This window comes from Desulfocicer vacuolatum DSM 3385, assembly GCF_900176365.1.
Taxonomy (GTDB): Bacteria; Desulfobacterota; Desulfobacteria; order Desulfobacterales; family Desulfobacteraceae; genus Desulfocicer; species Desulfocicer vacuolatum.
Map to the genome: position 1 here is coordinate 46,921 of NZ_FWXY01000002.1, position 23,799 is coordinate 70,719.

Consider the following 23,799-nt stretch of genomic DNA (forward strand, 5'->3'; position numbering starts at 1 on the left):
ACAATAAGCCAAGCCGGACCCCAAATCAGATTGCTTAAATGCCCCTTTTGGGCATCAAAAAGTGCACGCTAAGGCCGTTTTGACTCATATTCAATCAAACATTTCATATAAAAACAAAAACTTAACGGGGTCAGACCCGCTTAAAGACCATGGCGGTTAAGACTGTGAATAGGACGATATTGGCGGGGATGTGAAGATTGAAGTCGGAAAAACTGTGGATTAGAATGGCTACCATGGACGCCATACAGCCCAGGGTGATGCCCATGGTCTGGCGGCTTCGGCCATTTAGTTTTCGAAAGCCCTCCCGGAAAAAGAGAAACAGCAGCCACAGCACCAGCGGGATAAAAAAGATGCCGGTGTCGGCCATGAACTGCAGATAATCCTGGTGGGCATACAGCGGCAGCACGGCCATGCCCGGGGCTTGATAGGCGGGAAACGCCTCGGCATAGGTGCCAGGCCCTGTGCCGGTGTAAAGATTGTCTTTAATCAGGGTTTCCGTCCCGTCCCAAAAGGTAATCCGGCCGATAAGATTATCATCTAATTCCACCTTTGTCAGGGTTGTAATCCTCTGCACCACCGGCGTACTGGCAAGAATAATTGCCCCCACCACAACCACGGACACGGCAATACCCGCAATGAGCCTTTTTTGCTGAAACCCCTTTTTCAGTAGCAGCACCACCATCATGAAAACCAGGGCCCCCACGGTGGCGGTCCATCCCCCCCGGGAAAGTGTCAATGCCTGGGCCACAATTAAAAACAACACCAGGCAGATCATACCGGTGCGCACTTCAATACTCCGGGATCGGGTGAGAAACAGCCCCAGCAACACCGGAATAGACATCTCCAGAAAACCGGCCATATGATTACGATTCACATATACGCCTGACAGGGAAAGCCCCCTGCCCCCCTTTCCCAGCTCTTCGGAGTAATCCCACCAGGGAAACACCAGCAGATCAAAACGCTTCAGCATGCCAATAATGGACAAAAACAAAGCCATGCCCACAATAACCCCCACCAGAATACGCTGCTCCTTTCTGGTTCGCACCACATCACAGGCAATGTAAAACAAGGCCAGATAGGTCACCAGCATGATCATGCCTTCCATGGCAAGGCTACCCTGGCGGGAAAAAAAGGTGGCCCACGCCCCCAGCAAGGTGCAGGGAACCACCACCAACCAACCTATCTGCTTTGCCGAAAGCCCTAAACCTGCCCCTCTCCCGGAAGATTTAGTTATTCTTGAACCGGACGAGCCCATGGAACGACTGACCTTTTCCGAATCTATCCGCCCTTTTGAACGCCTTTTTGTTACCCCTGGGCCCTGGATTTCCGCTGTCGGGACAGCCTCTGATGGATCCCTGGATAACAACTTCCCCAGAAAAACAAACAATCCCCCGGTCAAAACCAGCATCTGAATCACAGTCTCTGCCCACAAGTGCACAGCCCCCCTGAACATGGGCGTCAACACCACCAGTGAGCATACCACCAAAAACCCGGAATTTTTAAATACTGTTTTAAATACTGAATGAACATCGTCCATTATAATATCCTCACGCAATGAGGGGGTCACAATGAGGGGGTCAGGCTTCGCTTATTAGCGTTATTGCACAACCGCCGATACTTTACACTCAATAACCACAATAAGCGAAGCCTGACTCATAATGCGTCCACATCCTGAGCACATGTACAATCCGGGCTGTTTTATCAATATCATAAACCAGCCGATGTTGAATATTGATACGTCGGGAGTAAAAGCCATTGAGGTTACCAACCAATTTTTCATAAGCTGGCGGTGACTGAAGGGGATTTTCTGAAAGTAGGAGAAGCAATCTTTCCGTCTGGGGTTTAAGTCCTGCGGATTTGATTTTTTTTGAATCTTTAACGGCTTTTTTTGATAAGATAACCTTCCAGCTCACCAGTCCAGGTCCTCAAGGGCGGTACCCTCATCCAAAGATTCTGCCGCCGCATCGTGAATACTTTCAACAAGACCGGCAAACTGATTCAGGTACAAAGTTTCCTCAATTGCTTTCCAATCCGATTCACTGAGAACTACAAAATTCTGTCCATTGCGACGATTGATCCTCAAAGGTTTATGATTTTCAATGGTCATATCCACATAATATTTCAGTTTCTTTCGAAACTCATTTGCTGTTGTCTCTTTCATTTCATTTCTCCCCGTTTCCAGATGATTCTCACACAACAGTACCGTATTGAAGTACTGCTGTCAAATATAACGCCCTGTCGGGAAAGCTCCCAAAGGGCTTTCTAAAATTACGCAACAGATCTCAGGGCAGATAAAAGCCGTATACTTTACCCCCCAATAACCACAATAAACGAAGCCTGACCCCACGTTTCACCGAAGCGGATATGTTTTGGCGAGATGTCATATATTTGCCTCCAAATAAGGGAGCACAATTTTATTCACGCGGCAAATCCTGGCGTACTCCAGAATTTTTTTATGATCGAATTTCATTCTGCTTTTATAGAGTTTCAGAGCCTCAAGCACGACATCCATTCCAATTTTGTTCCGAAACTTAAAGCAGTCTGCCAGTGTTTTTTCCGGACTGTAAACCTTGACGGTAACGCCGTCAATTTGATGACTCTCAACGCCGGCCTGAAACGACCCTGCAGAAAATTTATGAAATTGCATTGGTGGATAGTGGATCACAGGAGGTTTGCTATCCTGTGGTATTGCGACAGAAACTTCGTGGGGAATTTGTGTTGTAATTTCATGGAAGGACAGTGCATATAAGGCAGATGACCGAAATGGGAATTCTGGTGGCAACAATAACAAGATCGGGGCTTGAAACGGTTTCAATCTCCGCCAGTCGGTAAATCCCTCTGGAAATCTGCTCGAGATCTCCCATATCCCGCAGCTGATAAAGCGTTCTGGGATGTATTCCGGCCTGAATCGCCTCGGACGTTTTAATCATCCCTCCGCCTTCACGAATGATCAGCCTGGCCTTTTCACAGGCGTTGCTCTTATTTTTCTTTTTGATCATGGATAATAAGTTCCCTATATATTTACAAGTAGGGTAAATACTATCCTTTTCAACAAAAAAAGCAAGTTAAACTACAGGAGTGTGGGGTCAGGCCCAACTCACAGTTGAACTTATAACAACAACAAATCATAAAAATTTAAAAAAACACCTATAAAAAAGAGGATCAACATGTTAACAGCAGAACAGGTAATAAACGAAATCTACCTCTTTACAAGGCCGAAGGTCGGCAGAGCATATTCATTGGATCTATCAGCGCTGTACTTTACCCCCCCAACAACGCCCATAAGCCAAGCCCACTATGCCCTTGCTTAAAAGCCCCTTTTGGGCATCAAAAAGTGCACTCTAAGGCCGTTTTTGGCCATACTTTAGACAACATTACACATAAAAACAAATACTTAACGGGGTCAGACCCGGCCTATAGACGTTGCTCTCAAAGGCATCATTTACATATTGCTGTTCAAGAGTGCCCAAGTGTGGAGGAGATAAGAATATTCGATCTTTCATGGGTTTATGGGTTATCTTTTCCATTTTTTGTACGCTTCACGATATTTGAGTTTGATCAATTTTCATAGTCCTGGCTGGGCCACCTAAAATAAAAAACCTGATTGACAATATGCATAACAATATGCATAACAATATGCATAATATCAAAATGAACAAAAACTCTATTTCAGAAACCTTTATGGACGATGAATACCCCGAAGTTACCCAGGCAGATTTTGACAAGGCTGTTTTCCGCAGGGCTTTGAAGCCTTTGAAGAAAAAACAGCGGATCACCATCATGCTTGACGCCGACCTCGTCAAGTACTTCAAAGCCAAAGCCGGTAAAAGAGGCTATCAAACGCTGATCAATGACACCTTGAGACGCGTAATCTCAACGCCGTCACACTCCGCGCCTGATATGGAAACAATGCTGAGACAAATCATCAGGGAGGAGTTATCCGCAGCCAGGGAATAACGGTACCCGATGGTTGCACCCATTAATCATCAAGGCAAGCTCTCAACCTGAACGTCACGGTGGCGCAGCCGCCGTGAAAGAAAGGACTATGCTTTGCCCCCTTGCGCTTAGGGACAAATTTTTAAATCTGTCCCCGCCCCCCCCCAAAAACACCAATAAGCCAAGCCTAACCCCAATAGGCCCTTGCTTAAAAGCCACTTTTTGACCTCAAAAAGTACACGCTAAGATCATTTTTGCCCATTTTCAAGGCAATATTCTTTATAAAAACAAAAACTTAGCGGGATCAGACCCGGCCATAGAACCCGGCCATAGGTAGCCACCATTTATTATCCATAGGAAGTGACCTGTTAAAGGCAATCGAAAAACAAACAGGAGTAAAGCTAAAATGAAAATCGAATATCCGGTACAGATAACTGAAGAAGAAGACGGCATCTTCTTTGTTTCATTTCCCGACATCGAAGAGGCAATGACCCAGGGAGAAACTATGGAGGAAGCACTTTTTAACGCTTCTGAAGTTCTCACTCTCACCATGGAGTACCGCCTTGATGAAGAACAGGAAATTCCAGAACCTTCCAACATAACCGGTAAAAATATTTATTTAATTTCTCCCGACGTGAAGGTTCAGGCGGCTCTGCTTGTTCGCAGGGCGCGGAAGGGCAAATCATTGGCAGAGTTGGCCCGCGCCCTTGAAACTTCATGGCCTTCGGTCAAACGCCTTGAAAATCCCCACAATTCGCCGACTTTGAAAATGATTGATAAGGCTGCTGCCCTTGGTAAAAAGCTTGTGTTAAGTTTTGAATAATTCCGGTGCCGGTCAACGTACCCACGCTATCTTGTCAATGAGCAGAGCAATCAGATAATAAACAACATAGCCCAAAGGGCCAGGCCTGTAACAACTAAATAATCTCGGTACTGAACGGCGTGGGCTGTCCAGCCCAGGACCCTGTTCAGGCGCGGAGCGCCGGGACAAGGTGCTGACGCAGTCAGCACTGCGATTCACGGTGGCGCAGCCGCCGTACAAAAGGAGATACTTTACCCCCCAGGGACGACAACAACGCAGGCCTGACCCCAATTACAGGCGCCAGAAGTTTATGCCGGTTTTGTTTACGGCATTGACGTCGAGCATGGACTTTACGTCTATCAGGCAGCCCTTTTTATTGAGGCAGGCGGTGAAGTCTGAAACAGGCATCTCTCTATACTTGCGGTGGGGTACGGCAATGATCAAGGCACCAAGATCGGTCATCTTTTCCCAGGGCTGCAGATCCACACCATAGTAATTATGGGCCTCGGCGGCATCGGCCATGGGATCATGGACCAGCACATCAGCACCATAATCCTTTAATTCAGAGACAATATCAATTACCCTTGTATTACGCAGATCCGGGCAATCCTCCTTAAATGTCAGGCCCAAAACCCCCACCCGGGCGTTCTTGATATTCTGGCTTGCATTAATCATCATCTTCACCGTTTTTTCCACCGCAAACCGGCCCATGTTGTCATTGATGCGTCTGCCTGCCAGAATAACCTCGGGATGATACCCCTCGGATTCCGCCTTGAATGTCAGATAATAGGGATCAACCCCAATACAATGCCCCCCCACAAGCCCCGGTGAGAACTTCAAAAAATTCCACTTGGAACCCGCCGCTTCCAGCACATTTTTGGTATCAATGCCCAGTCGATCAAAAATCAGGGCCAGCTCGTTCATCAGGGCGATATTGAGATCCCGCTGGGTGTTTTCAATCACCTTGGCTGCCTCGGCCTCCTTGATGGTAACCGTGCGATGCACACCGGCAGTGACAATGGATTCATACAATGCAGCCACCCGTTCCAGGGTGGGTTCATCATCCCCGGACACCACCTTGATGATCTTGGTCAGGGTATGCTCTTTGTCACCGGGGTTGATGCGCTCGGGGGAATAGCCCACATGGAAATCTTCCTTCCACTTGAACCCAGACTCCTGCTCCAGAATGGGCACACAAAGATCCTCTGTCACCCCGGGATACACCGTGGACTCAAAAATCACCAGAGCCCCTTTTTTCATGTTTTTCCCAACGATTCTGGATGCCCCTTCCACCGGCCCCAGATCAGGACGTCTTGCGCGGTCAATGGGGGTGGGCACGGCCACCACAATGTAATCGGCGTCGGAAAGCATGGCAGGATTACAGGTTGCCGTAAACCGAACGGCCCGTTGAAACTCCTCTTGACTCACCTCGCCGGTGGGATCTTTCATCTCCCCACAATTTTTGACAATGCTCTCCTTGAGATCAAATCCCACAGTATCAAATTTTTCACCAAAATGAATTGCCAGGGGCAGCCCGACATAACCGAGCCCGACAACAGCTATCTTAGATTGATTATTCATCAATTTTACCTTTTTAAATCAAAATTCAATTGGGGTCAGATTTGGCTTAAACGCCCCTTTTTGGCATCGAAAAGTATGCGCTAAGCCCTTTTTTGCCCATATTTTAGATAACATTATGCATAAAAACAACAACTTATCGGGGTCAGACCCGGCTATAGGGAAAAACAAAAACTTAACGGGGTCCAGAAACCATTATCCCGACTAAAAAGACTAAAAACCTTTACAGGTGTTATCAAATTTGATAACTTTCAACTTATGAATTGGAGAATAAAATTTTATAATGATAAGGTCAAAAAACAAACATTAGAACTCCCCGCCGGTATTGTTGCCAATTTGATCCGAACATTTGAGCTTATTGAAGAGTTCGGGCCGGATTTGGGCAGGCCGCACACCGCGCCGCTGGGGAAAGGGCTGTTTGAGATAAGAGCAAAAGGACGTGAAGGTATCGCAAGGTCGTTTTTTTGCGCCATTGAAGAAAAGCAGATCGTCGTCTTGCACTCAATAATCAAAAAAAGTATGAAGCCGCCCAAAAAAGATATGAGCCTTGTCGTTAAAAGAATGAAGGAGGTTAAAAATGGATGATCTCAGTTTTGAAAATTTTAAAGATGAAGCATTGAAAAATACAGCAGTAAAAAAAGAATATGACGCCCTTGGACCGGTGTTTGAACTACGACGCAAATTAATTAAGCTAAGAACAGCCAAAGGTGTAACCCAGGAACAACTTGCCCGGATAATGGGAACCAACAAAAGCAATATCTCCAGGCTGGAATCCGGTGAGAATATTTCCTATCCCACATTTAAAACAATCTCAAAATATGCAGCTGCCCTGGGCTACAAGGTTGATATTGAATTCAGGCCTGTTTGAGAAACCAATCATATTAGTGTAGTGCTTTTAGTGCGGGTCTGACCCCGATAAGTATCTATAATTGATAATTATTCTTCCCAAACAACAGCATTTTCACCTCTTAAAACCCAGTTTTCGGGGGCAAAAACAGCATTGTAAGAACTTTGGTCTTCATAAATTGCATAATCTTCCCGGGAAGTTTCAACAGGGGGAGGCACAACTCCATCCAGGTCGGGGATAAAATCAGCCCTGTCCCGACATCGAATCTGCCCATATCGTTTCACTGGAAATGAGGGTGCCTTCACCCTTTGAATTTTGTGGTTTCTTCCAAATTTTTCACCATTGCTTTCAATATATCTGCGACTCCCCACAGCCAGGCTACCGGTCCATATGCTTTCTCGCTTCAAACTGCCATAATTCAAGGTATATCCCACCAAGTCTTTGTAATAACTTTTAAATTCATCTTGATCAAAAATACCGGAACAGGAATAAAGCGCATCGTGATCAATCAATCGATACCGCTCCGGGGGATCTAAAATTTCATTATACCCGCAGTATTCCCAGTCCTTGGGATGTTTCACCCTGCCGGCGCGCACCATGTTCATCTCAATATAGGCCATGCACCGCAATAAATGAACACCGTTTTCAATGGCAGTTGTGTAAAATCGATCCTCCCAAAAAGCGCCTTTCCTGTTTTTCCGGGCATTGTACGCCTGCCCCGTGTTGCCGGACACCAGCTGCATACTCTTGGAAATTACGTCTCTGCCACTGTCCGCGGCCAGCAGATGGATATGATTGCACGTGACCGCATAGGTCAACACCTTTAGTCCAAACCGTTTTTTGGCTTCAAAAAGCCAATTGCGCCAATTTTTTCTGTCCTTGTCAAACTTGAGGAGATGCTCTTTTTTATGACATCTGTGGGTGATATGCCATAAAAATCCTGGAATATGTAGTCTTTTTCTACGTGGCATTTTGGTCACCTTAAAATTTTAAAAAGCTTAAAAGCGCCTTTTTGGCATCAAAAAGTATACTCTAAGTCCATTTTGAGCCATATTTTAGCAAACATTTTCTATAAAATCAAAAACTTATCGAGGTCAGACCCTCACAGCCTCACAGTATTCCAAGCGCCTTTATTCTTTCAGAAATTATAACGCCTGCTTTTTCTTTCATCTTTTCAGGCATGACGCTGCATTTGATTAAATCAATCAAAAGGGTTCTTTTTTTTATCATAGTATTGATAAGGGTTGTAATCGGTTTTTCTCTCAGACCCAGCCTGCTGCCTAATATTTTGAAATCATGTCCGGTATAAAATCCATATTTTTCATAGACTTTAGAGAATATCCCATTTTTTTCTTCTTCGAGAAGATCAATCGCCAGGAAATCAGAGCTGGAACCAGTGTCAAAGGCAGTTGTAAAAAGACAATCATAATTGGGTGTCATCCGATCATAATACAGCCCGGTATTCCCAGGAAATTTTTGTAAACTTATATTTTTCAAGTGCATGTCATCATTACCAATGATGTATGCATGAACGACACGATGAAAAAAATCAAAGACAACAGAAGCTTTGCCATTGGTCATGGTATTGATGAGTTTACCGGCCGCTTCATAGCTGTGTGAATATTTGTCTTCACTTTTCATTCCAAAACCCTGAACAAGATCTTCCTGATGAATTTTATCATCATCTTTGCGGTCAAATCGTTTTGTAATATAGACAAGTTCGCCATCAGAAAATGAGATCAGACCACAAGCTGCTGTATCAATTCCAAGCAGTTTGCCGGTTAACATGGCACAATGTTCATTTTCTGAAGCATGGGGAAAAATTTCAGGGCTGGGTTTAAGAATATACTCACCATCAGTGGCGGTTATTTGCAGTTCTTTGTTTGAATCAATTTTAACGGACAGTTTCTGCTGAACCCCGGAGATAGAAATGCCTTTGGATTTAATCGGACTTTGTCTGAAAAAATCTTTTCGTGTAAATGAAAGCACAGGATCAACCCTGAGGCTTTGAAATAATTTTCTAAATTCAGAATCTAAATAACCCGGATATTTTGAATGTGTTTTGATCGGTTTAAGGCTGATTCTACAATATTCCATTGCTGTTCCTTAAAATCATTACCGCACCTGTCAAGTCTTTTCCATTCTCCAGAATCAGGCCGAATTTATCAGTTTTATTAATTTTTTGAGTCTTTGTCTGTACCTTTTTAAGCCACCCTTCAGCGGCCAGGTTATCAAAAAAAGAAAACAGCTGATCGCTCACAAAAGGATCTTCCTGCAATGGTAGATTAAAGCTTAAGGGCGTTCCTTCGGCAAGATATGACCGATCATAGGTAAAGCTGTATCCTGCCCGGGTCTGTTTTAAAATCCCGGCCAGCTGTTTATTGAAAAAAACCTTAGCTATCCTATCCATAGATTAAGTCCCAGGGTTTTTACAATTTTCATCATAATATCCAAACGGATTGAGACCGAACCGGTTTCAACCTTATTGAGTGTACTGTATGATACACCACTTAATTGGCACAATGCCTTCCTGGTCAGCCCTTGAGACTTTCTCGCCGCTCTGACAACTTCACCTGTTTTTTCAATGCTGACGGCATCCTTCAACGTTTCGGATTGGTGAAGCCTGCCGGCAAGATGATTGTACTTCTCCTGAATAATTTTCAAGTGCTCATCAATGCTCATAAATCGCTTATCTTCAGGCATGTTCATTTTTTAACAACCAATCAAGTAAAATATTTTATAAAATTATGACTATCGCATACAAAATATCATAATAGTATGCATTAATGCAATATTTTTTTAATTTTACAGATAATTGTATGTGGAATTGCGAATACAAGCGGCTCATATTAAAGGCCTGATTTTTTAAACAGACTTTGATTCATGTTTTTCACTCAGCAACGGAATCAGACATCGTAACGAAAACTCTGATACAAGCAAAACACACACCGACACTTTATTTTACCAGCAATAAGCCAAGCCTGATCACACGTAGTTTGATGCTTAAAACCACTTTTTCAGCACCCAAAAGTACACTTTAAGACGATTTTGACCCCAAATTTAGAGCATATTTCTTATAAAATCAAAAAATTATCGGGGTCAGACCCCCATATTACGAGAATATTTCCTATCCCACATTTAAAACAATCTCAAAATATGCAGCTGCCCTGGGCTACAAGGTTGATATTGAATTCAGGCCTGTTTGAGAAACCAATCTCGGGGTCTGATCGAGGGCTGTCCAGGCGCGGAGCGCCGGGACAAGGTGCCGGACGAAAGTCCGCACCCCCCCCAATAACCACAATAAACGAAGCCTGACCCCGTCGGTTAAAGGACGCAGGTGCTGTCCTGGACATCAAATTCAGGGACAATTTCCTGCATTTTTTCCCGGATGGCGCAGATGTCATGGGAGTCTGCTGCGGCATAGAGCTCGTTGAGGCGCTCCATGAGCCAGTTCTGGAAATTTTCCCGGGTGCCGTACCCGTTCCATGCGTCTTTGTCTTTGAGCACCAGGATCTTTTTGTGGGGCGTGGGCACAATGCCTTCGCCTTCAGTGATCAGCTCTTCATAGAGCTTTTCTCCCTGGCGCAGCCCTGTAAACTCAATCTCAATATCTTCATCTGGCACCAGACCGCACAGCCGGATGAGATCCTTTGCCATGTCCGCAATCTTGATGCTCTGGCCCATCTCCAGGATAAAGGTCTCGCCCCCCTCACCCTGGGAACCGGCCTGGAGGATCAATTGGGCTGCCTCGGGAATGGTCATGAAATACCGGGTCACATCGGGATGGGTCACGGTGACGGGCCCTCCCCGCTCGATCTGTTCCCGGAACAGGGGAATCACAGATCCGGAAGAGCCCACCACATTACCGAAGCGTACGGCCATAAACTTTGTTTCCGGGGTATCAGGCCCAGCACTTTTTGAATCCGGCACCGGAGGGGCAGCTTTTTCATCCAGATCCGGTTTATCCTGATCTGATTTATCCTGATCCGGCACAGGAAAAAGAATCTGCTTAAACGTCTCGGCATTTAATCCCACATAAGAATGCACAATCAACTCACAAATCCGCTTGGAAGCCCCCATAATATTGGTGGGCCGCACGGCCTTGTCCGTGGAAACCAACACAAACCGTTCCACATTCCACGATAAGGCCATCTCCACCATCACCTGGTTGCCGTAGATATTGTTGCTCACCGCCTCCCATGGATTTTTCTCCAGCATGGGCACATGCTTATAGGCTGCCGCATGGAAAATAACCTGGGGCCGATGGCGCTGCATCACCTTGTCCATGAGATTGGCATCCTGGATCTTTGCCAGCACCGTTGAATAACGCTGATACTTGGCCCGGTGCTTCAATTCCATCTGCACATGGTACAAGGCAGCTTCACAGCTGTCCAGCAACACCAGCTGTCGGGGATTGAACCGGATAATCTGCCGACACAACTCGCTGCCGATACTGCCCCCGGCCCCGGTGACCATGACCACTTTTTCGTTGAGATACCCGCTGATGCTCTCTCGATCCAGTTCCACCGGCTTTCTGCGCAAAAGATCCCTGTAACTCACATCCCGCAGCACCTTGACATTGACCTTACCGTTCACCAGCTCGCCCATGCCGGGCAGGGTTTTAAAGGGCAAATCACAGGATTTGCACTCATCCACAACGGCCCGCATCTGACGACCGGTGGAGGAGGGCATGGCAATGAGCACCTGACTAAACTTGTGCGTCTCTTTAAGGGCACAGATATCCTTTGCCCCGCCCAGCACAGACACCCCATGGATGGATCGGCCCTTTTTCTGGGGGTCATCATCCCCAAACCCCACCACCCGATACCTGAGTCGGGGGTTTTCTGCAATCTCCCGGTAGAGCTTTTCTCCGGCACTGCCTGCCCCGTAAATCAACACCGGGGTTTTGTCTTTATTCATATTAAACAGGGGCAGCCCATTGCCGTCGCCCTTGTGCACCATGTATTCCTTGAAAATATAGCGGATAAACAACCGAAGCCCACCGGCAAAAAGAAGGGTCATCACGCCATCAATGAGAAACACGGCCCGGGAAAACCCCTGGAACCGATGGAGCAAAAGCCCCCCAGACAGCATCACCAGGGTGGATATGGCCACGGCCTTAGCCAATCGCCACAGATCTGCCAGCCCGGCATAGCGAAACATCCCTTTGTACATCTGCATGAACAAAAAGCTGAGGGACTTCACCGTCAGAACAAGGGGCAGGAGATGGACATACTGATCCCACATCCCCGGGGACATCACAAACTCAAACCGTATGAGATAGGCGCACAGCAACGACAGGGAAAAAAGAAGCAGGTCAATAAAAAAAATCACATAGAAATTAACATTCTTTAGTTGAACAAACATGTGAATTCTCTCTTTTGAAGATTTGTTTTTTAAAATTAGTGGGGGTCATTAGTGGGGGTCAGGCTTCGCTTATTGCGGTTATTTGATCTTTGATATGCTCCACTCTTTCAAGCATTGACTGGTTTTTTGTAAGGCGAGTACGCACATCCTTGACCAGCCTGCTCATTGATGGCAGATTCCGGTTAAAATAGCGTGTAAAATCTGACAGCGAAAAATTACAATAATCCATACCGATCAATGCGATGATGGCTCTTGCTTCTGCCGGATGCCTTGCGCGACTGGCACTTGTCAGTTCCATAGGTGAAACTTGATATACCTTTGCCACGACATCCACTATCTGCTCAATTGTAATCTCAGTTGAAACCTTTTCTTTGTTTTGTTTGAGTGCACCTTTAATAAAGTCTTCACTGCCGAGTATCCGTCCCTGCTTGGTGCCATGGCGGAGCTGCTCCAGAAGTTCTTCTTCTGTAGTTTGTCCCATAAAATGCAAATACGCAGCTTGTGCAGCCAATTCTGTTTTGCCAAATTGTCCCAGACCCTTATCAACGCTTAACCAGCAGGGTGATTTCACACGCCCGGTATATGCAGCATGGCTGCTCAACGGATAATCAACTGGATCACTTACCAGATTAGCTCGTACCGGGTTAAGATGAATATAGCGGATCAGCTCTTTCAAATAAGCATCTTTGTCTACAAGAATGGCTTTGTACCGCCCCTGGAAAAGATGCCCGACCCGATCGTACCGCTTATTGAACCAGTGTGTATAACGCTGGGAAATATTTTGCATCAGTTTTGAAAGTGGTTGGTCTGTGACCTGTAGTGCCATGTGAACATGATTTTCCATCCAGCAGTACGCATGCAGCATGAGCGAGTATTGCTCCAGCCCCTGGGCCAGAATATCTTCAAAATACCGATATTCTTCATCCCTATGAAAAATAGTCTGCTTTGCGTTACCCCTGATCATCACATGGTAAATTGCTCCAGGGTAATGTATGCGAGGTTTTCTTGCCATAATTATTCACATACCATGAATATATCTACAATACAATAACCACAATAAGCGAAGCCTGACCCCAAATCAGACCCCCAATATGATGTTTACCACGCGGTGGAGATCTTCTTCGGTCATGGCTGTGCCCGAGGGCAGGCATAGGCCCCGGTTAAAGAAATCTTCGCTTACTGCGCCGCCAAGGACACGGCAGGGGTAGGTTTTCTGGAACACAGGCTGCAGGTGCATGGGCTTCCACACGGGACGGGATTCAATGTTTTCGGCCTCCAGGGCCAGACGTACGGCTTCACTGTCCGCACCAAACAGCTCCGGGGTGATGAGGATCACGGTGAGCCACCGGTTGGGAATCCCATAGGCTGCCTGGGGCATGAAGGTCAGGCCCGGCACATCCTTTAAAGCATTCTCATACCAGGCACAGATTTCCCGCTTGCGGCGCACCCGATCATCCAGCACCTTAAGCTGCCCCCGGCCAATGCCGGCCAGGACATTGCTCATGCGATAGTTGAATCCGATCTCGGTGTGCTCATAATGGGGGAAAGGCGCCCTTGCCTGCTGGGACAGAAACCGTGCACGATCAATCAACGCCTTGTCATGGGAGGCCAACATGCCCCCGCCGGAGGTGGTCATGATCTTGTTGCCGTTAAAGGAGAAAACAGCGGCCCGGGCACCCACCCCGGCATGGCAGCCCCGGGTATTGTCAGCTGCACCCTGGTTGCTTTTATCTGCTCTCTTCTTACTTAGATATCGGGCACCCATGGCCTCGGCGGCATCCATGACAACGGGCACCCCGTAAGCATCACAGATCTCAAAGATCCGGTCATAATCGCTGCACTGGCCATAGAGATCCGTTGGCACCACGGCTTTGGGCAATTTCCCTCGCTGGCTGGCAGATTCAAGGGCCTGGGCCAGCAATGCCGGGTCCATGTTCCATGAGGTGCGGTCACAATCCAGCAGTACCAGGGTTGCCCCCAGAAATATCACAGGGCTGATGCTGCCCACAAAGGTCAGGGTGGAACCGATGACTTCATCACCCGGGCCTACGCCAAGCTCTTTTAATGCCAGATGCATGGCGGCTGTGCCGCTGGTGAGGGCTACGCAGTGTTCTATGCCGGTGTATTCAGCGAACTCTTTTTCAAAGGCGTTGATCTGGGGACCCAGGGGGGCTATGTAATTGCTCTCAAAGGCATCATTTACATATTGCTGTTCAAGAGTGCCCAAATGGGGAGGAGATAAAAATATTCGATTTTTCATGGGTTTATGCGTTACCTTTTTTCATTTTTTGGACGCTTCACGATATTCAATTTGATCAATTTTCATAACTCTGGCTGGAACGCCTAAAATAAAAAACCTGATCCAGAGGGCCAGGCCTGTAACAACTAATTAATCTCGGTACTGAACGGCGTGGGCTGTCCAGCCCAGCACCCTGTTCAGGCGCGGAGCGCCGGGAAAAGGTGCTGACACAGTAAGCACCGAGATTCACGGTGGCGCAGCCGCCGTGAAAGAAAGGTGTATACTTTACCCCCCAATAACCACAATAAACGAAGCCTGACCCCCATGATGACCCCCATGACCCCCACAATACTGATGTTGATTGACATTATATCCAGTTTATTTTAATATATTTTTTATGAAATACAGGCGTAAAATACTACAGCTTCATGAAGTTTTGGGGTTGTATTTAGGTGGATATATGGCAAAAACAGACAAGATAAAAGAGGTTCAAAAATGAGGAATCACACATTGATATATTGGAAAGATGATGGCTGGTATGTAGGCAAGCTTTTAGAAAACCCTGAAATAATGACCCAGGGAGAAACGCTGGAAGAGCTTGAAGTCAATATCAAAGATGCCTACATCATGATGTATGTTGATGATGTCCCCAGCGACTACCAGACCAAGGAAATTGCGCTGTGAAGCGTAAGGAGTTTATTAGGTATTTGACCCGAAACGGATGTGTGCTTGTTCGGCATGGTTCCAGGCATGATGTGTATCAGAACCCAGTTAATGGAGAAAAACAACCGGTTCCAAGACATAAAGAAATCAAGGACATTCTTGCCAATCATATTAAAAAGCAGCTTGGGGTGAAATAACGTGGGCCGGCTTGTTTGGATATGGCGGAGTTTTGGTTAATAAATAGACATAATCTATTGAATTTATAGCAATTATTGAAGAGATACAAGACTGAACCTACTCGACACTGAATAATCCCGGCGATGATCTGAGTGGCGTATCCAGCCCAGCACCCTGTTCAGGCGCGGAGCGCCGGGACAAGGTGCTGACGCAGTCAGCACCGAGATTCGCGGTGGCGCAGCCGCCGTGAAAGAAAGGGCTATACTTTACCCCCCAATAACCACAATAAACGAAGCCTGACCCCACCACGACCTTTCCTATAAAATCAAAAACTTAGCGGGGTCAGACCCTCACAGGCTCACAGGGATGCCGACGACTACAGCATTCTTTGGCACATCTTTATTTACAAAGCTGAAGGCCCCCACCACAGCGTTTTCACCCACAGTTACCCCGGGCATGACCACGCTATGGCTGCCGATGCGAGCATTTTTACAAAGGGTCACCTGCCCCTGCTTGTCATCAATGGTGGACACAGAATAAATGGAGCAATGGGAGCCAATCTGAACAAAATCCCCAATGATAACCCCATGTTTTGCATTGATATAAGAAAAAGCCCCAATGTCTGTCTTATAACCGAGTTGAAATTTCTCGGTATTTTGAACCACCCAATTGTATTTTGTTGGTTGGCCATCCACTATTTCCGGGTATTGCCACTGGCTGAAACGATCGCTGGAACTCTCAGATATCTCAGGATCGGGGTTTACCAAGTTCCCTTGCGGGCACCCCCCCCAAGTTCCAGAAGTGACTGATTTGGTCACGCAAGCCCCGGCACCAATAATCACATCATCACCAATGACCAAGGGGTTTTCTTTGGTGCCATTCAAAAATACCGCACCCGTTCCCACATATACTCTCTTGCCCAGATACACATATCCTGAAACATGAACACCCGGGGCCAAAGTTGCGTAGTCATCCATGATCACATCGTGGCCAATGGTGCAGTCCAGATTGATCTGCACATGATTTCCCATTTTAATGTTGGTGGTCAGGATGCAACCCGAACAGATCACCGTGCCTTCACCCATTTCAACCCAGGGAGACATTTCCGTTCGGGGATGAATCAATGTCCCTATTGATAGCCCTTCTTGTCGGACCTTTTTAGTAATTTTTTCTCGTATCTGGGGAGACCCCACGGCAACAACAACCCAAGCATCAGGAAATTTATCCTTGGCTTCCCCAAGAGACATGACCGGGATTCCGTTCATTTCTTTACCATGGTATTTGGGATCATCATCAACAACTGCAACCACTTCGCATTCATTGCAGCTCTGCGCCAGCCAGGCGATTTCCCGGCCAAAACCTCCGGCTCCATACACCACAATTTTTCTGAATTGATTATCTGGCATTTTACCTCGCTTGACTAAATACGAATGGATCGTTTATTACTCACTGAGTGTTGCTCAGAACCCATAAACTCCTGCATTGTCGCTTCCCCATCTGCACTGATTCCCTCTCTATGGAAGACCTTTCCAACTGTCATCAAAAGAATCTTGATGTCCAGCCAAAGGGATTGATTCTCCACATACCACACATCCAGCTTGAATTTTTCTTCCCATGTGATGGCATTGCGCCCATTTACCTGTGCCCAACCGGTAATCCCGGGCTTTGCTTCATGTCGTCTTGCCTGGTCGGGTGTATAACGGTCAAGATACTGCAGAAGCAAAGGCCGAGGCCCCACCAGACTCATATCCCCATTGAGAACATTAAACAATTCCGGCAATTCATCCAAAGAGGTGGCCCGGAGGAATCGGCCCAGGCGTGTCAAGCGCTCGCAGTCGGGCAGCAGACAGCTATTGTCATCACACGCATTGGTCATGGTGCGGAATTTGTACATGTAAAAGGGATCGCCATGGAGGCCGGGGCGTTTCTGCCTGAAAAAAACCGGCGACCCCATTTTCTGACGCACCAGAAAAAAAAGAAACAACAAAACCGGGCTGATGACAATCAGACCGGCTGCGGTTGCAATGAAATCAAACAATCGTTTCAACATAGGGAATCCAGAACAAGAGGATGAATGGCGTAAGTGGATAGCACAATATTTTCGCTTAAACAGCTCTTTTTGCCCCCGAAAAGGGGCTTCTAAGACCCAAAAGCGGCTCTTTTAAACGGGTTTTATTTGTCATATCAGCACATTAGGTGGGTCAGACGTAAGTTCTCAATAACCTGGGGTGATAAAGCCTGCTTACCCTTTAAACGCCGGGTGCTATTCAAAAGGATTTTATTAACGCCCGGACTTATTGAGAACTTGCGGTCAGACCCACCATTATTTTTTCAACTCATGAAATATTTTTTCAAATTTTTTGACACCAGCGTTCATTGATAAGTTTTCTCTATAATACTGTGATCCTTTTAATCCCATCCGCTTTCTTTCAGTTTCAGTCATATTGTATAATTCCAATATGCCATCAAGCATTGATTCTGGGCTTTCAGGAGTAAACATCACCCCGGCTTCAGATTCTCTAACGATATCGGCGGAATCTCCTTTAACACCTAAAAGGATTGGTTTTCCAGCTGCCATGTAGGCTTGAATTTTTGAGGGAATCGTTATTTGAAAAAGAGGGATATCCTTGAGATGAACCAACAGCACATCCGCCATTTGAAAAAGAGCATTGATCTTTTCCGGGGGCTGTCTCTCCAGAAAAACAACATTTTCAAGATTACGCCGGGTCGCGCTCTCTTCCATTCTCTCACATTCTATGCCGCCACCCACAAGCACAAATTTAATTTGTGGTTCAATTTTTAGCAGGTTTTCTGCTGCATCCAACACAGTATCTAACCCCTGCATTACCCCCATGGTACCGGCAAACATTACAATAAAGGGGTTCTCTTTTTTCAGCTTGTTGAGTTTGGATGGAATACTTGAAGAGGTATTTATGTTGGTCTCATCGCACCAGTTGTAAATAACACTGACATTATTCTTTGGAACACCGCGTTTTACAAGTTCATTTTTAAAACCCGGGGATAGTGTTGTCAGATGGCTTGCCCGTCGGTAAACGTTATTACACCAAAAACTAAGCAGGTGCATCAGATTCGATTTTCTCATCATTCCTGAATCAATTACTGAATCAGGCCAAAGATCCTGAATATCAAGAACCACCGGACATCCATGTATTTTTTTCAATAACCAGGCTGCCCAATCCAAGGTAATGAGGTTATAAGCATAAATAACATCCGGTTTTTTGACCAGCAATGGGCCGATCAATGCTGCACTGACAGCAAAACTCATGTAATTTAAAATTCGATGAAAACCTGAATGATTGTGGCTGGGATAAAGTGCAACCCGATTCACCGGTATAGAATCAATTACCTCACGATGAAACAACCGAACCTTATACCCTGGATAAATTTTACCATTGGGATAATTGGGGAACCCGGTAAGTATCTCCACCTCATGACCCCGAGCCTGCAAGGCTTTGGCAAAAGGTATACCTTTAAAAAAAGGCTCTGGCTGACACCACTGGGATAAAATTAAAATTCTCATACTTTATGCCAAACAAACCTATTTACATAATCTATGTAGCTCAAAATAATTCGTACGACTTTCTGGCTGACATTGGGCATGGCGTAATCATTTACAATGCGCAAACTTCTGTCGCTACCTGTGGGTTGATCTTCCAATATCTGGATTGCATTTTGAATGATTTTCCATTCAAAACCCGTCATCATCACCGCCCCCTCTTCCATCCCCTCTGGTCTTTCATGGGCATTGCGGATATTTAAAGCGGGGAAATTCAAGATAGAGCTTTCTTCATTAATGGTCCCGCTGTCTGACAGCACTGCCCTGGAATGCATCTGAAGCTTGACATAATCATTAAATCCCAAGGGTTTCATCAGCTCCACCAAACCATTCAATTGTACTTTTTCTGCATCCATACGTTTCCGGGTCCGGGGATGTGTGGATACGATGATGCGGTGGTTGTAGGTTTCTGCCAACTGATTTAAAATTTCTATGAGCTTGGAGAATTGTTCCGGAGCATCAATATTTTCCTCACGATGGGCACTGACAACAAAATATTTCCCAGGCTCAAGACCTAACCGCCCAAGCACATCGGAATCCATGATTTTGGGCATGTAATGATGCAGCACCTCATACATGGGGCTACCGGTCTTGATAATACGATCCGGAAGAAGGCCTTCACGCAGCAGGTACTCCCTGGCAATGCTGCTGTAGGGCATATTGATATCACTGATGTGATCAATGATTTTGCGATTGATCTCCTCGGGTACCCGTTGGTCAAAACAGCGATTCCCGGCTTCCATGTGGAAGACGGGAATCTTTCGACGTTTGGCTGCATAGGCGGACAGGCAGCTGTTGGTATCCCCCAGCACAAGGAGGGCATCGGGGTTCTCCTTTTCCAACACCTCATCCACCTTGGCAATGACCTGCCCCACTGTATCACAGGCGGTTTTGCCAGCTGCTTCCAGGAAATAATCGGGTTTACGAAGTTCCAGATCATCAAAGAAGACCTGATTCAACTCATAATCATAATTCTGGCCGGTGTGGACTATTATCTGTTCCATATATTTATCCAGTGCTGCCATGACTCTGGACAGACGGATAATTTCAGGGCGGGTGCCCACAACTGTCATTACTTTGAGTTTATTCATCGTTGCCTTTTCTTAATCAAAAATCACAAATAATCGTCTGAGCCCGTTTACCCAAACAGAGAGGCTGAAAATTTAGATCATCAAGTGGATGTAATTCATTGGCAATTAGACCTTTTCAAAACAGGTGTCTGGTTTTTCAGGATTAAACATTTCACTTGCCCAGAACAGTGTCACCAGCACGCCTTTGCCTATATTTTCAATGGAATGGGTGTAACCAGGCGGAATGTCAACCACCTGGTAATTTTCTCCACACACCGGATATTCCAGGATTTCATCCTTCTCTATATGTCGGAAACGAATTACCCCTTCCCCCTCCAACACCAAAAATTTTTCTGTTTTGGTGTGGTGGTAGTGATCACCCCGTGTGACTCCAGGGTTTGTCCTGCTGACAAAGATCTGTCCAATGGCTGGGGACTTTACAAACTCCGCAAGACTGCCCCGCTGGTCTGATTTTATGTCCAGGCCATACTCAAATTTTTTTTCATCCAGATATGTCAGGTATGTTCCATAAAGGGCTCGATCAAAATCGGTGTTAAGATCTGGCAAGAGCAAACTGGTTCTCATTTCCCTGAAGGATTGAATTTTTGCTGCCAGTTCACCCAATGTAATGCGGGTGGAACATAGGGGTTCTGCAAATCTAAATCCGGGAGTTTTTGAGTCTATATCATTAATAAAGGCTTTTACCACATCATCAATGTGTGTCAGGTCAATTTCGTGGGCTGGATCAGATATTTGGATGGGCAGATTATTGGCAATGTTGTGACAAAATGTTGCGGTTACAGAATTGTAATTGGGCCGACACCACATACCAAATAAATTTTTGAAGCGATGAACCACACACTCTGCACCAGTATCCTCTGAAAATTTCTGGAGCAATTCTTCTGCTCCACGTTTGCTTATGCCATAGGGATTATCAAGATCCGCCTGGATGGAGGAGGAGAGCACAATTTTTGGTGAGCGATTCATTAATTTCAACTTTAGACAAATTTCATCAATGGAACCGGTATTGCCGGTTTCAAACTCGTCTGGATTTTCTGGCCTGTTGACTCCTGCAAGGTGGATAATGCAATCGGCTTCAGCTAAAAAATCATCAAGTTCTTCAGGTTGGCTGTTCACATCATATTCATATAGAATAATATCCTCATGCTGACGTAAAACAGCACAAAGATTTCTGCCCACAAATCCTTTTGATCCCGTGACCAATATTTTTTTCATCTATATCCCTTCAACAATTATTTGTCTCTTATCCTTTGCTCATTGGTGAACTTCGTGCCTCAAACTTCTACTTTTTCCCCTCGCAATGCCATCTGCACACATTCTAACTTAAGCAACAAGTCACACATGCCGGCCACATCCTTCTGATCTATATTATGGGAATTATAATCCAGATTCAAAGCAACTTCCTCACGACCTTCACTGAAATATTGAGAATAATTCAGGTCACGATTGTCTGCTGGTACCCGGTAATAACCACCGAGATCTTCCGCAACGGCCATCTCTTCCCTTGTCAACAAGGTCTCATAGAGTTTTTCACCATGCCTGGTACCAATGACTGTGATGGGGGTATCCACTTTGAGCAGTTTTTTCAAAGCCAGAGCCAATGTTTCAAGAGTGCAAGCGGCAGCCTTCTGGACAAAGGTGTCTCCCGGATTCCCATTTTCAAAGGCATACACGACAAGATCAACAGCATCTTCAATGGTCATCATGAACCGACTCATGGCAGGATCTGTGATAGTTAAAGGGTGTCCTTCTTGAATCTGCTTAATAAAGAGGGGGATGACCGATCCTCTGCTAGCCATAACATTGCCATAACGTGTGATGGAAATGGTTGTGGTATCAGTGGCTACTCGAGATTTTGCCACAGCTATTTTTTCCATCATTGCTTTGGAAATTCCCATTGCGTTAATGGGATAAACTGCCTTATCTGTGCTTAAGATAATTACCCGTTCCACTTTTGCATCTATTGCAGCATTAAGCATATTCTCTGTGCCGATTGCATTGGTTCTTAATGCTTCAACCGGAAAAAATTCACAAGATGGAACCTGTTTCAGAGCGGCAGCATGAAACACTAAATCAACCCCAATCATGGCATCTCTCAGACTACTTGAATCACGAACATTACCGATATAAAATTTCAATTTTGAATCGGCATATTCTTTTCGCATGTCATCTTGTTTTTTTTCATCTCGTGAAAAAATACGTACTTCTTTAATTTTGGTTTCTAAAAAACCTTTCAAAACCGCGTTCCCAAAAGTGCCCGTCCCGCCAGTTATTAATAAAATTTTATCAGTAAACATAATATTTTTCATCCCAACAATCTATAATTATCAAAGGTTTGAACATTTAAAATCTGTAACTATTCAGCGTCGAAAATTCATGCCCAGCTAATTATTCAAACATCCAGCCGGGTAACTACGAACTTTTTGGCTCCATATGACAGAAACCAGGGAGACTGCCTTCAAACAACATCCGCAGAGCATCCGTAGCACTCATCCCATGCTTCCGGCACGTGGAAAGATAACTGCGTACGCGGCAGAATATTTGAGCTCCGTCCATGGAACGGAAACACCCGGACACCTTCTGCTGAAGCATTGTCATCCTGAGGTCATTTCCACCCTGGTTGTTGGTGAAGGTGTGTCAGGTTCCTCCATGAACCTCAGGATCTGTGTTTCAAAGTATCTCAGCCGTTCAAGAAGGCTTCTTGCCTTGAAGCGCTTGGCCGTCCCCGAGTTCCCTTTTTCCTTTAGAACCGGTGATTGAAAAGAGCTTATCCTTATCCGCCGAATTTGGATACTGAATCAGCACCGCGCGGTATTTACCCTTGAACACAAACAGGCTGCCAGCTGCTGCCCCGATCACCCCGTAGCGATGTACCAGCGCACGAAGGTCTTCCACTGCGCCCGCCCCACCCAGAACCGAGATTGGCAAACTGACCGCACCCCGCACTTGATCAATTAAGGCATAATCATAACCCTTCATTACCCCATCCTGATCGATTGAGTTGACCAGAATCTCACCGGCACCTAAAGCCTCGGCTTGACGGGCAAACTCTACAGGATGTATACCAGTGGAGTGCTTACCGTTATGCGTAAAGACCTCATAGCGCTTACTTATCAGCCCGATTTTTTTGACATCCAGCACCACCACGAGACTTTGATTGCCCACTCTCCGCGATGACTCGTAAATTAGTTTTGAGTTTGTCAGTGCCGCACTACTGATCGCCACCTTTTCAACTCCCAGGCTGATAATACGCTCCACATGTTCAGGTGTTTTCACCCCGCCACCATAACACAGAGGCATCCGACATTCACCGGAAAGATTGGCGATCAGCCCGTAATCCGGTTCCTGGCCGAAGGCAGTGGCGTCGATATCCAACACGATAAGTTCATCCACTTCCTTCTCGTTGAAAATACGCACAGCATTCAGCGGATCACCCACATACCGAGGCTCAGCGAACTTCACTGTTTTCACCAATCCGCCATTTTGTATCAACAGACATGGAATTATTCGAGGACGTAGCAT

26 protein-coding genes and 1 pseudogene are annotated in these 23,799 nt (G+C 45.9%); 6 read left to right on the forward strand and 21 right to left on the reverse strand.

Going from position 1 to position 23,799, the window contains the following annotated elements; all coding sequences use genetic code 11:
- Window positions 1–130 precede the first annotated feature (130 nt).
- The 5 genes from B9A32_RS02125 to B9A32_RS21500 form a co-directional block, all read right to left on the reverse strand.
- Window positions 131–1,537 (reverse strand): O-antigen ligase family protein, encoded by a 1,407-nt coding sequence (locus tag B9A32_RS02125; protein ID WP_232367003.1) that lies wholly within the window; start codon window positions 1,535–1,537, stop codon window positions 131–133.
- Window positions 1,538–1,625: 88 nt separating this feature from the next.
- A complete protein-coding gene (locus B9A32_RS02135) occupies window positions 1,626–1,913 on the reverse strand; it encodes a Txe/YoeB family addiction module toxin (RefSeq protein WP_084066736.1) in 288 nt (95 codons plus the stop codon).
- On the reverse strand, window positions 1,910–2,161 hold the full coding sequence (locus B9A32_RS02140; RefSeq protein ID WP_084066737.1) for a type II toxin-antitoxin system Phd/YefM family antitoxin: 252 nt from the start codon (window positions 2,159–2,161) through the stop codon (window positions 1,910–1,912). Before B9A32_RS02140 ends, B9A32_RS02135 begins: the two co-directional genes overlap by 4 nt.
- 219 nt (window positions 2,162–2,380) lie before the next feature.
- Window positions 2,381–2,665 (reverse strand): type IV toxin-antitoxin system AbiEi family antitoxin domain-containing protein, encoded by a 285-nt coding sequence (locus B9A32_RS21495; RefSeq protein ID WP_212637595.1) that lies wholly within the window; start codon window positions 2,663–2,665, stop codon window positions 2,381–2,383.
- 61 nt (window positions 2,666–2,726) lie between these two features.
- Window positions 2,727–2,999: a type IV toxin-antitoxin system AbiEi family antitoxin domain-containing protein gene (locus tag B9A32_RS21500; RefSeq protein WP_212637597.1), complete on the reverse strand. Its 273-nt coding sequence runs from the start codon at window positions 2,997–2,999 to the stop codon at window positions 2,727–2,729.
- A gap of 652 nt (window positions 3,000–3,651) precedes the next feature.
- On the opposite strand from B9A32_RS21500, the gene B9A32_RS02150 reads away from it, so the two are divergent.
- On the forward strand, window positions 3,652–3,957 hold the full coding sequence (locus B9A32_RS02150; RefSeq protein WP_170923687.1) for a BrnA antitoxin family protein: 306 nt from the start codon (window positions 3,652–3,654) through the stop codon (window positions 3,955–3,957).
- A 385-nt stretch (window positions 3,958–4,342) separates the two neighbouring features.
- Window positions 4,343–4,759 carry a type II toxin-antitoxin system HicB family antitoxin gene (locus tag B9A32_RS02155; RefSeq protein ID WP_084066738.1) on the forward strand — a complete coding sequence of 139 codons (417 nt, stop codon included), beginning with the start codon at window positions 4,343–4,345 and terminating at the stop codon, window positions 4,757–4,759.
- 270 nt (window positions 4,760–5,029) lie between these two features.
- Here B9A32_RS02155 and B9A32_RS02160 read toward each other — a convergent pair whose 3' ends face one another.
- Window positions 5,030–6,319, reverse strand: a complete 1,290-nt coding sequence (locus tag B9A32_RS02160; protein ID WP_084066739.1) for a nucleotide sugar dehydrogenase — start codon at window positions 6,317–6,319, stop codon at window positions 5,030–5,032.
- A gap of 255 nt (window positions 6,320–6,574) precedes the next feature.
- Here B9A32_RS02160 and B9A32_RS02165 point away from each other — a divergent pair, with 255 nt between their 5' ends.
- Together B9A32_RS02165 and B9A32_RS02170 are read left to right on the forward strand one after the other, a co-directional pair.
- The gene (locus B9A32_RS02165) at window positions 6,575–6,901 is read left to right on the forward strand and encodes a type II toxin-antitoxin system RelE/ParE family toxin (RefSeq protein ID WP_084066740.1); all 327 of its coding nucleotides are present in this window, start codon (window positions 6,575–6,577) and stop codon (window positions 6,899–6,901) included.
- Window positions 6,894–7,184 (forward strand): helix-turn-helix domain-containing protein, encoded by a 291-nt coding sequence (locus B9A32_RS02170; RefSeq protein WP_084066741.1) that lies wholly within the window; start codon window positions 6,894–6,896, stop codon window positions 7,182–7,184. Before B9A32_RS02165 ends, B9A32_RS02170 begins: the two co-directional genes overlap by 8 nt.
- A 68-nt stretch (window positions 7,185–7,252) precedes the next feature.
- Here B9A32_RS02170 and B9A32_RS02175 read toward each other — a convergent pair whose 3' ends face one another.
- The 7 genes from B9A32_RS02175 to B9A32_RS02205 all read right to left on the reverse strand — a co-directional run bounded on the left by B9A32_RS02175 (window position 7,253) and on the right by B9A32_RS02205 (window position 14,790).
- Window positions 7,253–8,134, reverse strand: coding sequence for a transposase (locus B9A32_RS02175; protein ID WP_139795678.1), 882 nt, complete (start codon window positions 8,132–8,134; stop codon window positions 7,253–7,255).
- 139 nt (window positions 8,135–8,273) lie between these two features.
- Window positions 8,274–9,260 carry a HipA domain-containing protein gene (locus B9A32_RS02180; protein ID WP_084066742.1) on the reverse strand — a complete coding sequence of 329 codons (987 nt, stop codon included), beginning with the start codon at window positions 9,258–9,260 and terminating at the stop codon, window positions 8,274–8,276.
- Window positions 9,247–9,573 carry a HipA N-terminal domain-containing protein gene (locus B9A32_RS02185; protein WP_084066743.1) on the reverse strand — a complete coding sequence of 109 codons (327 nt, stop codon included), beginning with the start codon at window positions 9,571–9,573 and terminating at the stop codon, window positions 9,247–9,249. The genes B9A32_RS02180 and B9A32_RS02185 overlap by 14 nt, the downstream gene beginning before the upstream one ends.
- On the reverse strand, window positions 9,561–9,866 hold the full coding sequence (locus B9A32_RS02190; RefSeq protein WP_212637606.1) for a helix-turn-helix domain-containing protein: 306 nt from the start codon (window positions 9,864–9,866) through the stop codon (window positions 9,561–9,563). The genes B9A32_RS02185 and B9A32_RS02190 overlap by 13 nt, the downstream gene beginning before the upstream one ends.
- A 621-nt stretch (window positions 9,867–10,487) precedes the next feature.
- On the reverse strand, window positions 10,488–12,530 hold the full coding sequence (locus B9A32_RS02195; RefSeq protein WP_084066745.1) for a polysaccharide biosynthesis protein: 2,043 nt from the start codon (window positions 12,528–12,530) through the stop codon (window positions 10,488–10,490).
- A 58-nt stretch (window positions 12,531–12,588) separates the two neighbouring features.
- Window positions 12,589–13,542, reverse strand: coding sequence for a transposase (locus B9A32_RS02200; protein WP_232367004.1), 954 nt, complete (start codon window positions 13,540–13,542; stop codon window positions 12,589–12,591).
- Between the two features lie 66 nt (window positions 13,543–13,608).
- A complete protein-coding gene (locus B9A32_RS02205; protein ID WP_084066747.1) occupies window positions 13,609–14,790 on the reverse strand; it encodes a DegT/DnrJ/EryC1/StrS family aminotransferase in 1,182 nt (393 codons plus the stop codon).
- Between the two features lie 474 nt (window positions 14,791–15,264).
- On the opposite strand from B9A32_RS02205, the gene B9A32_RS02210 reads away from it, so the two are divergent.
- Both B9A32_RS02210 and B9A32_RS22485 read left to right on the forward strand, forming a co-directional pair.
- Window positions 15,265–15,453 carry a type II toxin-antitoxin system HicB family antitoxin gene (locus tag B9A32_RS02210; protein ID WP_084066748.1) on the forward strand — a complete coding sequence of 63 codons (189 nt, stop codon included), beginning with the start codon at window positions 15,265–15,267 and terminating at the stop codon, window positions 15,451–15,453.
- Window positions 15,450–15,629 carry a type II toxin-antitoxin system HicA family toxin gene (locus B9A32_RS22485; protein ID WP_084066749.1) on the forward strand — a complete coding sequence of 60 codons (180 nt, stop codon included), beginning with the start codon at window positions 15,450–15,452 and terminating at the stop codon, window positions 15,627–15,629. The genes B9A32_RS02210 and B9A32_RS22485 overlap by 4 nt, the downstream gene beginning before the upstream one ends.
- A 330-nt stretch (window positions 15,630–15,959) precedes the next feature.
- Here B9A32_RS22485 and B9A32_RS02220 read toward each other — a convergent pair whose 3' ends face one another.
- The 8 genes and pseudogenes from B9A32_RS02220 to B9A32_RS02250 all read right to left on the reverse strand — a co-directional run bounded on the left by B9A32_RS02220 (window position 15,960) and on the right by B9A32_RS02250 (window position 23,799).
- Complete coding sequence (locus B9A32_RS02220; RefSeq protein WP_084066750.1) at window positions 15,960–17,015, reverse strand: NeuD/PglB/VioB family sugar acetyltransferase; 1,056 nt, start codon at window positions 17,013–17,015, stop codon at window positions 15,960–15,962.
- Window positions 17,016–17,029: 14 nt separating this feature from the next.
- Entirely contained in the window at window positions 17,030–17,659 is a 630-nt protein-coding gene (locus B9A32_RS02225; RefSeq protein WP_084066751.1) for a sugar transferase, read from the reverse strand.
- Window positions 17,660–17,932: 273 nt separating this feature from the next.
- On the reverse strand, window positions 17,933–19,150 hold the full coding sequence (locus B9A32_RS02230; protein WP_084066752.1) for a glycosyltransferase family 4 protein: 1,218 nt from the start codon (window positions 19,148–19,150) through the stop codon (window positions 17,933–17,935).
- The gene (gene wecB / locus B9A32_RS02235; protein ID WP_084066753.1) at window positions 19,147–20,277 is read right to left on the reverse strand and encodes a non-hydrolyzing UDP-N-acetylglucosamine 2-epimerase; all 1,131 of its coding nucleotides are present in this window, start codon (window positions 20,275–20,277) and stop codon (window positions 19,147–19,149) included. The genes B9A32_RS02230 and wecB overlap by 4 nt, the downstream gene beginning before the upstream one ends.
- Window positions 20,278–20,382: 105 nt before the next feature.
- Window positions 20,383–21,492: a polysaccharide biosynthesis C-terminal domain-containing protein gene (locus tag B9A32_RS02240; RefSeq protein ID WP_084066754.1), complete on the reverse strand. Its 1,110-nt coding sequence runs from the start codon at window positions 21,490–21,492 to the stop codon at window positions 20,383–20,385.
- 59 nt (window positions 21,493–21,551) lie between these two features.
- Complete coding sequence (locus tag B9A32_RS02245) at window positions 21,552–22,574, reverse strand: polysaccharide biosynthesis protein (protein ID WP_084066962.1); 1,023 nt, start codon at window positions 22,572–22,574, stop codon at window positions 21,552–21,554.
- Window positions 22,575–22,689: 115 nt separating this feature from the next.
- Window positions 22,690–23,015, reverse strand: a pseudogene (locus B9A32_RS22030) (IS66 family transposase); the annotation flags it as partial.
- Window positions 22,966–23,799 carry an AglZ/HisF2 family acetamidino modification protein gene (locus B9A32_RS02250; RefSeq protein ID WP_084066755.1) on the reverse strand — a complete coding sequence of 278 codons (834 nt, stop codon included), beginning with the start codon at window positions 23,797–23,799 and terminating at the stop codon, window positions 22,966–22,968. The gene B9A32_RS02250 and the pseudogene B9A32_RS22030, both read right to left, overlap by 50 nt.